The sequence below is a fragment of the Exiguobacterium sp. s78 genome, from assembly GCF_018618985.1.
Lineage (GTDB): Bacteria > Bacillota > Bacilli > Exiguobacteriales > Exiguobacteriaceae > Exiguobacterium_A > Exiguobacterium_A abrahamii.
This window is the reverse complement of the sequence record NZ_JACSNB010000001.1, coordinates 210,528-221,938: the sequence shown is the minus strand read 5'-3', so window position 1 is coordinate 221,938 and position 11,411 is coordinate 210,528. Positions and strand designations below refer to the sequence as shown.

General features: G+C 46.7%; 12 protein-coding genes. 4 read left to right on the top strand and 8 right to left on the bottom strand.

Annotated features, from left to right (window positions below; translation table 11 throughout):
• Position 1: 1 nt before the first annotated feature.
• Complete coding sequence (locus KNQ18_RS01100) at positions 2-1,867, bottom strand: polysaccharide biosynthesis protein (RefSeq protein WP_214771518.1); 1,866 nt, start codon at positions 1,865-1,867, stop codon at positions 2-4.
• A gap of 21 nt (positions 1,868-1,888) precedes the next feature.
• Positions 1,889-2,524: a YveK family protein gene (locus KNQ18_RS01095; protein ID WP_231884634.1), complete on the bottom strand. Its 636-nt coding sequence runs from the start codon at positions 2,522-2,524 to the stop codon at positions 1,889-1,891.
• 338 nt (positions 2,525-2,862) lie between these two features.
• Between KNQ18_RS01095 and KNQ18_RS01090 the strand changes: the two genes are divergently transcribed.
• Both KNQ18_RS01090 and KNQ18_RS01085 read left to right on the top strand, forming a co-directional pair.
• Complete coding sequence (locus tag KNQ18_RS01090) at positions 2,863-4,131, top strand: O-antigen ligase family protein (protein WP_215083601.1); 1,269 nt, start codon at positions 2,863-2,865, stop codon at positions 4,129-4,131.
• 28 nt (positions 4,132-4,159) lie between these two features.
• A complete protein-coding gene (locus tag KNQ18_RS01085; protein WP_029342637.1) occupies positions 4,160-4,918 on the top strand; it encodes a homing endonuclease associated repeat-containing protein in 759 nt (252 codons plus the stop codon).
• A 64-nt stretch (positions 4,919-4,982) separates the two neighbouring features.
• On the opposite strand, the gene KNQ18_RS01080 is transcribed toward KNQ18_RS01085, so the two are convergent.
• Both KNQ18_RS01080 and KNQ18_RS01075 read right to left on the bottom strand, forming a co-directional pair.
• The gene (locus KNQ18_RS01080) at positions 4,983-5,978 is read right to left on the bottom strand and encodes an ATP-grasp domain-containing protein (RefSeq protein ID WP_215083599.1); all 996 of its coding nucleotides are present in this window, start codon (positions 5,976-5,978) and stop codon (positions 4,983-4,985) included.
• A 16-nt stretch (positions 5,979-5,994) separates the two neighbouring features.
• Positions 5,995-6,519, bottom strand: a complete 525-nt coding sequence (locus tag KNQ18_RS01075) for a VanZ family protein (RefSeq protein ID WP_050678156.1) — start codon at positions 6,517-6,519, stop codon at positions 5,995-5,997.
• A 208-nt stretch (positions 6,520-6,727) separates the two neighbouring features.
• On the opposite strand from KNQ18_RS01075, the gene KNQ18_RS01070 reads away from it, so the two are divergent.
• Positions 6,728-7,147 carry a helix-turn-helix domain-containing protein gene (locus tag KNQ18_RS01070; RefSeq protein ID WP_064299317.1) on the top strand — a complete coding sequence of 140 codons (420 nt, stop codon included), beginning with the start codon at positions 6,728-6,730 and terminating at the stop codon, positions 7,145-7,147.
• A 39-nt stretch (positions 7,148-7,186) separates the two neighbouring features.
• Here KNQ18_RS01070 and KNQ18_RS01065 read toward each other — a convergent pair whose 3' ends face one another.
• The 3 genes from KNQ18_RS01065 to KNQ18_RS01055 form a co-directional block, all read right to left on the bottom strand.
• Complete coding sequence (locus KNQ18_RS01065; protein WP_133207766.1) at positions 7,187-7,498, bottom strand: hypothetical protein; 312 nt, start codon at positions 7,496-7,498, stop codon at positions 7,187-7,189.
• Positions 7,499-7,639: 141 nt separating this feature from the next.
• Complete coding sequence (locus tag KNQ18_RS01060) at positions 7,640-8,377, bottom strand: class I SAM-dependent methyltransferase (protein ID WP_251133278.1); 738 nt, start codon at positions 8,375-8,377, stop codon at positions 7,640-7,642.
• Positions 8,370-9,575, bottom strand: a complete 1,206-nt coding sequence (locus KNQ18_RS01055) for a hypothetical protein (protein ID WP_215083597.1) — start codon at positions 9,573-9,575, stop codon at positions 8,370-8,372. Before KNQ18_RS01055 ends, KNQ18_RS01060 begins: the two co-directional genes overlap by 8 nt.
• 370 nt (positions 9,576-9,945) lie before the next feature.
• Between KNQ18_RS01055 and KNQ18_RS01050 the strand changes: the two genes are divergently transcribed.
• Positions 9,946-10,827, top strand: a complete 882-nt coding sequence (locus KNQ18_RS01050) for a helix-turn-helix domain-containing protein (RefSeq protein ID WP_215083595.1) — start codon at positions 9,946-9,948, stop codon at positions 10,825-10,827.
• 19 nt (positions 10,828-10,846) lie between these two features.
• Here the strand turns inward: KNQ18_RS01050 and KNQ18_RS01045 are convergent, their stop codons facing one another.
• Positions 10,847-11,248, bottom strand: a complete 402-nt coding sequence (locus tag KNQ18_RS01045) for a hypothetical protein (protein ID WP_215083593.1) — start codon at positions 11,246-11,248, stop codon at positions 10,847-10,849.
• Positions 11,249-11,411: the final 163 nt, after the last annotated feature.

Sequence of the window (11,411 nt, the reverse complement as noted above, 5' to 3'; positions counted from 1 at the left end):
TCTATTTGCGAGCGATCCGCATCGTCGGTGCGACCGGGTCGGCATCGGTTTCGTTCGTGACGTCTAACAAATACTGGCGAAGTACCTCGTCCTGTCCGAGCGCTTGGGCGATCTCACGCAAGTACGGGTCGACGGATCCGAAGGGACGTGTCTTACCGACAAGAATCTTGTCGAAGACGAGTTCGTCATGCACTTCATCGCGAGCGAGCAGTTCCTCGTATAGTTTCTCGCCTTTTCGAATGCCGCTGTAGACGATTGGGATCTGCTCTTCCGTGAATCCACTCAAGTGAATCAAGTTCTTCGCTAGTGTCGTGATGTGGACCGGTTCACCCATATCGAGGACGAACACTTCGCCACCTTTCGCGAGGACACTCGCTTGAATGACGAGACGACTCGCTTCCGGGATCGTCATGAAGTAACGTGTCATCCGGGGATCGGTGATCGTAATCGGTCCGCCTTTCGCGATTTGTTCTTTGAAGAGTGGAATAACGGAACCGCGGCTCCCGAGGACGTTGCCGAATCGGACGACAGCGAACGTCGTCTCGCTGTTACGCGCCATCTGCTGGATGACCATCTCGGCGATTCGTTTCGTCGCCCCCATCACACTCGTCGGATTGACGGCCTTATCGGTCGAAATCATGACGAAGCGTTTGACACCGGCTACTTCCGCCGCTCGAGCGACGTTGCGTGTTCCATAGATGTTGTTCTTGACGGCTTCGCTTGGGTTATCCTCCATCAGCGGTACGTGCTTGTGGGCTGCCGCGTGATAGACGAGATCTGGTTCGAACCGTCGCATGACTTCAAGCATCCGGTCACTGTCCTGAACATCGGCGATGACGGATTCGAACTGGATGTCTCGACTGAGACACTCGAGCTCCCGGCGGATCAGGTAGATGCTGTTTTCGCCGTGTCCGAGAAGGATGAGCCGTTCAGGACGGAAGCGAATCAGTTGCCTGCAAATCTCGGAACCAATCGAACCACCAGCACCGGTGACGAGGACGGTCGCGCTATGAACGCTTCGTTCGATTTCCGTAATATCGAGTTCGACCGGTTCTCGACCGAGTAAATCGGCGATTGAGACTTCACGGATTTGTTTGATCGAGACCTTTCCGGACGCCAGTTCGACGAGCATCGGTAACGTATGCGCTTCGACTTGGGTTTGTTTGATCCGGTTCAGCAATTCAACCCGCTGCGGATAAGGTAACGATGGGATTGCCAGGACGACCGCTTCAATTTTTTGTTCCTCGATGATGCATTCGAGTTGGTCGATTGCTCCGATGACGGGAACACCGTGAATCCGCATCCCGCGTAGTTCAAGCGAATCATCAAGTAAGCCGACGACGTTTAAGATGTGCGACTTCTTTTGCTTCAGTTCTTTTGTGATCATCTGACCGGAAGCACCGGCACCGATAATGAGTGTTCGTTTGCCGAGCGTCTTATTGTCAGGAACGAGTCTTAAGCTACGTCCACGAATCAACAGACGGACGAATAAGATACCGTTCAAGACGAGTCCGGTCTGCAAGAAGATCGCTCGTTCGACCGCGAAGTCGAACAACGCGTATTCAAGACCAAGTAAGACGAAACTGCTGGCGAGAACGACGACGAGGAGAACGGCGAGATCACGAAGACTCGCGTAACGCCAGATGATTTGATAGAAGCGCATCCAGTGTGCAACGAACGTAAGGGCGACCCACTGGATGAGAGCGATTTCGAGTGCGTCCTGCAACTCGAAGTTGACGGTGAGATGGAGCGGATTAAAGAAGTAGAACGTAACGACAGTCGCGAGTGCGATGATTCCGGCGTCGATCAGGCGAAGGAGTCCGATCTTCAACTGCCGACGGTACGGGGTGAGCGGGGAATGCTGCATGACGGTGTCTCCTCTCCTCTCTCATGAATGACTGCGGGGAATCGCTTTCGGATAACTATCAGTGGATTCGCGTGTCGCTTCCTTTTTGCTTAACGAGCGAGAATAAACGATCAAGAGTCCGAGCATCAGACCAAGGACGCCACCGATGCCTGTATTCATCAGAATGTTCGGTGACACGGGTTTCGTTGGAATCCGTGCGCTCGAGAACACTTCCGTCTTACTCGTGTTGATCAGTTGCGGGAGGTAATCCTGGAAGACTTCCGTCATCGTATTCGCCTGGATAGCTGCCTGCTCCGCTGAACGATCCTTGACGGATAAGGCGATGACTTGCGAATCGAGATTGCTCGAGACCGTCAGACGATCCGTCAAATCGAATAACCGCTTGTCGGTGACGTTCATCTTTTGGGCGACCTGATCGACGACCTCTGGGCTTCGTAGGATATCTTGATAGGTACTGACGAGTGTCGGCGTCGATGTCGCCTCTGCGTTCGCTTGAGGAACGACGAGGATGTAGGCTGTCGCCTCGTATGTCTTCGGGATGACATACGTGCTAAGCGCATATCCGGCTCCCGCAAAGAGAATCATGAAGAGTGCGAGTAACCACCAGCCGCGTCGGAGCGTCGTCAAATGATCTCCGAAGGTTTTTCTTTGATGCATCGAGCTCACTGTTGTTCACCTCTTTCTGACTTGACCGAATGGATGGACATTGGTTATGTCTACACCTTATTTCCAATCGGTTCCTAAAACAATTAGAGCTTGGTGGAAATGATTATATTTTTTTCGGTAGCTATCTCGCTTGCGTGACACTAGTTCACAGCATGAATTCATATCACGAAAAAAACGCGATTCACGAAAAAATGATCACGGTTTCCTTAATATTTTTTCATTTATCTGCATGATGTTTTGAAAGATAAGGGTAAATACCAATTTGATGATTAAAAAGTGCTTAAATCGGTAATAAGTCCTATATGAAGGGTGGATAGTCTTTAGAAATCATGTTAAAATCAGCCAATATACCCACATCGTTTGCCTTATCCATCCTAGTCGTTTGGATCATGCTCGATGCTTGGATTCGTCCCTTATCGTTTACGGACGAAGTGTTGCCGAAACAGTGGTCTCTTTGGTTGCTTCCCATCTATATCGTTCTGTTCAGCGTCTGTTGGTTCATCTTACGACCGTTCTATCGTGCCAATCGAGCGACTGGGCATCAAATTGTAATCATTTTTCTGATTTATCTGACATTTCATATCATTTTTTTCTTTTTTAACGCGAATACGGATCGTGTTCTCGCTTCGCTTTACCTCATCTCGACTTGGCTATTCGTTGGCATCGTCTCTTCGCTCTCGCGTACATCGATCGAACAATGGCAACGGCTTTTGTGTCACTTTCTTTATGGACAGGCCGTCTTTCTCGCTTCCTATGCCCTCATCGTCTCATTTGGTTCAGAGTATATCCCGGTCGAAAACCTGCAATGGCTTCGGATCGGTCCCTTATCGTTTCCACAATTGTACGTCGGGGAACAAGGCTCATTCCTTCGCCTCGCTGGTCTGATGAACAATCCGAATACGTTTGCAGCGTGGCTTGTTCCAGGCGGACTGTTTGCTTGGTTCTATCTACTCAAACAGTTCCCACGTCGGCAAAGCTTTCTACATGCTGTTCTCCTCCTTCTCATCACCATCGCCCTACTTCGAAGTGGTTCGCAGACAGGAATCTATTCTTTTCTCCTCCTTGCTCTCTTGACGAGTATTCGAATGGTTGAAGGAACGAGACGCAGGATGCAGGTGACAGCATGTTACGTAACGGGAAGCTTGATTCTCCTAGCTGTCTTTGCGTTTCAAGGACTGCTTCCCCGTTTGCTCAGTCTCAACGGACGATTTACGCTTTGGCAAGCAGGATGGCGCGCTTCCACTGATTCGCTTTGGTTCGGACACGGGATTGGAAGTGCCCCACGCGGTCTGCAGGAACAACTGAACGAACAAGTTCTCTATACGTTTCACAGCACACCGATCACCCATCTTTATGAATTCGGACTCATCGGTTGTTTGCTGTACGGTGCAGTCTTTCTGTATCTGTTCTATCGACTGTTTCGGATTCAGACGACGGATCTCACTTTTCTCGCCCTGTTGCTTACTGGCTGGCTCGGACTACTTCAATTCACGGAAAGCATTCTCGTAAGACCGAGTGGATTTTATTTCATTTGGCTCAGTCTTCTCGCTTATACGTCGCTTCGTCGAATTCCACCTCACGACAGTACCCACACCTAGAGCACCTACACGAAAGGGGTATGACATCATGAAGAAATGGACAGAACAACAAGTCATCGATAGCCTAATCGAAGCTAGTATCGAATATCCCGCTCTCGACGCAAAGACGTATGCACGTTGGTCGATTGGAAAAGATATTCCGTCGATCACGACGATCATCAATGTATTCGGCTCTTGGCGTGAAGCACTCCAAGCGGCCGGTCTCTCATCGATTCGTCCGTACTTTTCAGATGAAGAGATCCTTGCTTTCATCAAGGAAGCATCGACACGCTTACACCCTTTCCATAGCAACAGCTACCGGGAATGGGCAAAGGCGAAACATGGACCATCCTTGACATTGATCAACTTACGTTTCGGTTCTTGGTCACGTGCGCTCGAAGAAGCACAGATCGAGATGACACGTTCCATCTCGATGACGGAAGAACGCATCATCACAGCCTTACTCGAAGCTTCCGATGTCCTCCCCCGTCTGACGACACAGACGTATGCAATTTGGGCACAGGAAAATGGACATCCGACAGTCGCGACGATTGCCCGTAAATACGGTTCATGGGCAGATGCCCTCGCTTGCCTCGACATCGCACCGCCTCGCCGGAAATGGGTCGAAGAAGATGTCCTTGAAGCACTGCGGCAGGCGCAAGAAGAATTACCTTCCCTCAGTATCATTCATTACCGGAAATGGGCAGAAGGTCGCTCGGTTCCGAGTACCTCGACGATCAACGCCCTCTTCGGTAGCTGGACCTCCGCCGTGCAATGCCTCAAGCGTGCACGCGTCTCTCTTTCTTGATTCTGCTCTTCTACCTAAAAGGAGTGACCCGGTATCACTACCGGGTCACTCCTTTTTCGCGCGCTTATGGTTTTTTAATTTGCTCAAGCAGAGACGCAGGCAACAGCGTCACCGTGTCGTGTTTCAATAAATAGATGTCTTCCGCATAAGCTCCGATGCGTCGGGAATTACGTTGTCCCTGCAGATTGTTTCGGATCGCTTTCGGAAAATTGACGCCGCATTCATAAGCATGTGGATATCCCCCACCGAATCGCGGATTGATCTCTGATAAGTAGAGCGTTCCGTCAACATCAAACAGGTCGAAATCAAGCGGACCGACAAGACCGGTTCCATGTAAAACGTGTTCGACCAGTTCAAAGACATCGTCGCGTTTGATGGAGCGACTCTTATCCGTTTCCCCTGCACGCATGACGAGTTTCTCCTTAATGAAGATATCCGTCACTTCATGCGTCAACCAGTCGACATAGACGTCAACACCGAGCTCCTGTCCTCTTAAGTATTCTTGAATCAATAAATCCGCATGAACAGCAAACAGTCCTTCAACGACTTCAAGGGAGGAGACCGCCTGGACATGGAGACTGGCACTCCCATTGCGTGGTTTGACGAAGACCGGGAACTGGACCTCCCCTTGCGCAAGCGCGCTCCGGAATGCTTCGAGCGTCACATATGTCCGCGCATGCGCAATCCCTTCCGCGACACAATACGTATACATCGCGTACTTGTCGAAACAGAGACGACAGGCATCCATCGGTGAGACGAGGACCGTGACACCGATGGCTTCAAACCGTTCCGTCGCCGCTGCGAGCAATTCCAGTTCAGGATCAATCAATGACAATAGCGCCGTCACCTGTTCGCGCTGACACAACTCTAGCAAATGATCGATATAATCCGGTGCATCAATGCAGGGAACGAGATGATGGCGTTCTGTCATATAGAGACCCGGTGCGAGTGAACTACAATCCGCAGTACTGACGTGACCGTCCGGCATCTCACGGACGAAATACTCGACTAGCTTCGTCCGGCGACCGACGCTCGTCATCAACAAATGGGAAGTCTTCATAGGGCAGTCTCCTTCGTTAAAAGTGATGCCTGTTCTTTTCGTGCTGGAAGGAAACACTTCCTGCTTGGCGTCGTACTTTTTTCCTATAGATGAGTAAATAACATCCGATTCCAATCAAGGCGCCAGTTCCATCGAGTAAGACGTCTTGGATGAGTCCCGTCCGGTCCCCTGTCAAGATTTGATGAAATTCATCAAAGACAGCGACCATGATCGCTAACGAATAGGCGAACAAGACGGCAAGTCCTGGTGTCAGACGACGACGTGTCAAATCAATCAATCCGATCCCTAATACGAGAAATGTCGAGACATGGGCAGCTTTTCGGATGAAAAACTCAATGAAGCCACTTCGTCCAAGGGCAGCGACACTAACTTCTCCATGATAGGAAAAGGAGATGAAACGCAGATGATCGACGAATCCTAACGGAATGAATCGCGATAACCCTGGTTTGATGGATTGCGCTTGATACGGCATCGAACTTGAGATGAAGAGGATCAATAGAACGGCAAGGACGACGTAGCCGGACCACGTGATTTTTTTCATGAAGACACTCCTTTTTTAATATCATTTTACAATAGCATAGACCCCAGAAAATTGGCGGATTCTTTCTAAAATTCAATTTCTAGTTTAACCCATTTCATTTTTTTAGTTTCCTTGAAAAACGATATTTTACATTTCACAGGTTTCTTTTATAATGAAAGTGGTTAATTAGTACTATACACGATGACCTGAAGAATAGGAGTGGAGTGCCATGAATCGTGCACTAGGTAAAAAAATCATGCAATTGCGCAAACAACACAAGTATACTCAAAAGTTTTTAGCTGAACGGTGTGGGGAAACAGCAACGGACATCTCCGCTTACGAACGTGGTCAGCGCATGCCCTCTCCTCAAGTCCTAGAACGATTAGCTCTTGCTTTAGACACGACGGTCATTGATCTCATCGATCCGAAGTATGTACAGCATCCTTCGTTGAATGAATTCATGCAACAAGCGCTTGAACCCTCGCAACCGCTTGATCTGAAGCTCATTCTCGAGGACTTACTCGTTCACCTGAGTTTATCGAAGGAAATCTATTTTGATGGTCGCCTCGTCTCAGCGGACGTCCGAGATGAGATGGCGACGTCCATTGATCAGGCATTAAAACGAGGGCTTTCCTCCATCGAGGCGTAAAAAAAGGAATCAAAATCAGCAGATTTTGATTCCTTTTTCTTATTCCGTTTGAACGATATGGTCGATGTACAATTGTCCCTCTTCATATGTCGCTTCTAATAGTTGACGAAAAAACGCATTTTCACTTGTTTTCTCGGAAACGAATACACGTGTGTAGCGCTGGTGCGCCTGCGCGAGTACACTGAATTTCAGAGTACGGGTAGATGAAGAGAAGAACAATTGTCGACCGGGATGACCAAAGGCGTCCGTTGCTTTCGATTCTTCTAAGAAGTGAAAAGATTCGTCTGGAAACAAGGTCTCAATGAACGATAGACAACTTTGCTGAAAGGTACTTCCGCTCTGATTTTCCATGATGCGTCCGGCTCCTCTTTCTCATGATGTACTTCGAATCGTGAAAAGGAAACTACTGTATCCAATTACCCAGTCTTTAGACCTATTCAAACCAGTATATTACATATATTTTTCTTTTTATTATCACATTATATTTTATACTTATTGTTTTTCGAACTCCAGCACGAGTGTCGTCTTTCCTTCGTACAAAAATTGTCCACGATAGCGCGATAGCGTCGCAAATTCAAACAGCGTGTTCGGTTCATACAAATATTCGACCGCATAACTGATTTTTTCCTCATTCCCCGATTTGAGATAGGCGTTGAACAATAAACGTTCGCCATCGACTTGATAGCCATAGAACAGCAAAGTTTTTTGAAAACGTCGCGTCGCGATCGGATGAGCGATCGATTTTAAGTGATCGACGCGATACAAGGACACGAGCAAGCGTCCACTTGGTCGCAGCAATTGACGGATGTTTCGAAAGAACAACAGAAGCTCCCCACGCGTATAACGTAAAATCGTCGTTCCCGGTAAGATGATCCGGTCAAAGTACTCAGGACCGACGACGTCCGTCACGTCATGACTCCAGCCGTAAATCTTATGTTGATACTTCTCTGCAATCTGTTTCGTCCGTGCAGCTTCCGGTTCGATCAGATAAAGATCATACCCTTCATCCGATAAGAGATTGAAGAGCGCCGGATCAAACGTTCCATGAAATAGAATCCGCTCTCCTTTTCGTAAATAACGTCGATACAGCATCAACTCATCGACCTCAGTTAACTGTTGCGCTTCCTGATACAGTTGACCGAATCGTTCATCTGCCTGAACATGATTCAGCACCTCGACGCGCGAGTAGCTCCCTTTACGCAAGAATGGACCAAATAAGACATCACCCATGATACATCAACTCCTTGTAGTGCTGAATCGCTTCTGCATAATCTGCGCCGAGTCGCTCCGGTAATATGTCGAACTGTTCCTTTTGATCCGCTTCGAGAATCCAGAGGAATGCTTCGTTCGTCTCAAATAAACGTAACGTCGTCCGGTCGAACGCAAAACAGCCTTCCTCGTTTTGAATGCCGATTAACGTCAACGGTCCGATCCGCCCGGATGTCCGAGGCAATTCGAGATCAGAGTACGGTGTGATGAAACGACTCGTTCCCTGAAACGTTCCGGCAAGTTGATACAGCAACGGAAACAGCTCTAATTCAGTTTGTGATGCCAGCGCGTCAGGTTGAGGTTGCTGTTCTCGGAAAGACTCGATATCAACAGATAGGTCTGCGCTCAACTGAATCGTCTTCTGTCGATCGGCGTAAATTCCGTCCGCAAAGAAGAACAGTCGATGCGAGACGCGTAATCCACTTAACGTCGCATAATCGAGGATCCCCATCGATTGATCGTTTTGAATCCGCCCCGTTTGTTGCCAGTTCACTAATCGCTCTGCTAGCGTGTCACGCGATAAGACCGTTAATTGCGAATCAAGTGAGGGAGAAAGACGATCGGAAAACGTCAACAGAATCGGTGTCCGGCTCATCAGTTCGATGATCGGTAGATCGTGACGCATCGGATGATCAAAATAGATGACACTGTTGATCGTCATCGCCTGGAAATTGCTTGCCGGAATCTTCTCCAGTAATGAGCTGTCTTCAATGTAGACATGACGTAACGGTTGCGGATGATGTGGTACCGACGCTGGGTACACACCTGTCATCAATGAGAGAAGGGCATGATGGACAACTGGAACGGATGCAGAAGCAGGCATGTTTTCATGTGGTAAGAAGAGATCATTCAGGAAATCCGGTTGTCCGAATAAGACTTCTCCATTTGGACGAATCAAGTGGAACTGGACATGCAACATCTCGTGTTGCAAATACGCGACGAGTCGTAACGTTCGTTCGCCTTCCCCTTGGAGGACGAAGACGTAATGCTCATACTCCTGAAAATCCATATAATCGACTAAATCATGGAACGTATGCGCGTCGTAATCAAACGCGTCGAGCGAAATACGGTGCGTCTCACAAAACGTTTGCAGATCAAGCGATGGTAGAGAACGTTGCAGCCAACCGTCTTGTTCCGATAAAAGCGATAATCCGATCATGTCCTCTCTCCTTTCTCATCAAATGATTGAAAAAAGGGCTTCATTCTAATAGCCGAATGAAGTCCTTTTTTGTGGATTAAGCCGATTTAACGTTTTCCTTAGGTTTCGTAGCAGTCCGGTCCATTTCCCGATGAGCGAGGGGGGCGACGGAGACAGTAGCAGGATTGAGACACCAAGCGCATGAAGTCATGTTACGTCGCGTTTCTTTTAGGATGAGTGTCATGGGTGTACCCCTTTCTGAATCAAGTGAGATGGTCGTTGAAACATTGATACGAAATCGAGTAAATCAGTAGTATCTAGTTTGGTTCGCTTCTATAATAGAAGTTGGTACCCTATACCAGTTCAATCTCCACGAAAGGACGAGGAGCCGATGGATCAATTCATGTCACCGCAAATCGGCTTAGCATTACGCCGACTGCGGAAGAAACATAATCTGACACAAAAGGATTTAGCGAACGGAATTTGCAGTCAAGCAGAGATTAGTAAGATCGAGAGTGGCACGCATTCGCCGACAGTCGAATTGCTGTATGCGTTATCGCGTCGACTACAAGTACCTATGACACTTTTTCTTGATCACACCAACTTTAGAGAGTCTCTCAAACTTCTAGATGAAAAACTACTACATCGATTTAGAAGTGGTGACTTCCAAGCGCTACATTTTGAGACTCAAAAAATAATAAATTCAAGTCCCTTAGATGAAGAACTCAATCTACTTGTTCGATATTTCTATTTACTCAGCTCTTATAGATTAGAAAAATTAGACTATCGTACATGTATCATAGGATTACAGCAAATCTCAGAAAAATATTCATCACTTTACTATTCACCAAGTATGATACTTCGAATTAAATCGGCGATTGCCATTCTTCATTTCGAAAATAAAAGTTATAAGCATAGTCGAATCGTTTATGAAGAATTAATGAATTTGGACTATGATAGTGATGAACTAATCATCGAAAAAATTAGAATACATTATAATTACTCAAAAATCTTACTGAAACTTAATGAAGTTCAGAAATCGTTAGATATCGTTCAAAAGGCTATTAATATTAGTCTTCTAAACAAGAATATGTCGTTGTTAGGTCAACTTTACTCCCAAAAAGGTGAGTGCCAAGAACTTTTAAATCATTCTCATAAAGAAATTATGCATTCATACAAGAATGCCTTATTACTTTTTGATTTATTGAATATGAAAGAATATACTCAGATTATTTTGGACACAAAATCGAACTTCTTAGTATTTGACGAATGATTCGCCTTATCGAGATCTCTTAAGCTAAGTCACGCTTTACCGAAAACTCGAATGGGATCTCTTTCGCTAAATCACGCTTTACCGAAAACTCGAACGGGATTTCCTTCGCTAAATCACGCTTTACCGAAAACTCGAACGGGATTTCCTTCGCTAAATCACGCTTTACCGAAAACTCGAACGGGATCTCTTTCGCTAAATCACGCTTTACCGAAAACTCGAACGGGATCTCTTTCGCTAAATCACGCTTTACCGAGAATTCAAATGGAATTTCTTTTGCTAAATCACGCTTTACCGAAAACTCGAATGGGATTTCTTTTGCTAATTGTTTATTTGAATTAATCGTATCAAGAGACGTTGACATTAAAGAAAGAGATAGTGTCGCTGTTCCTAAAACTAAAAGCAATTTCTTTTTCAAGTTCATTTAAATAACCTCCTATTATTTTTCGTATGGCTTCGTAACAACATCATATAACCTTAGACCCCCTCTGAATATTCGAATACGAATAATTATGGTATTTTACACATTATTTTCACTTTGTATGACTTTTGACTCGAGTCATATGTCCTGATTACTGTTTGTTTTT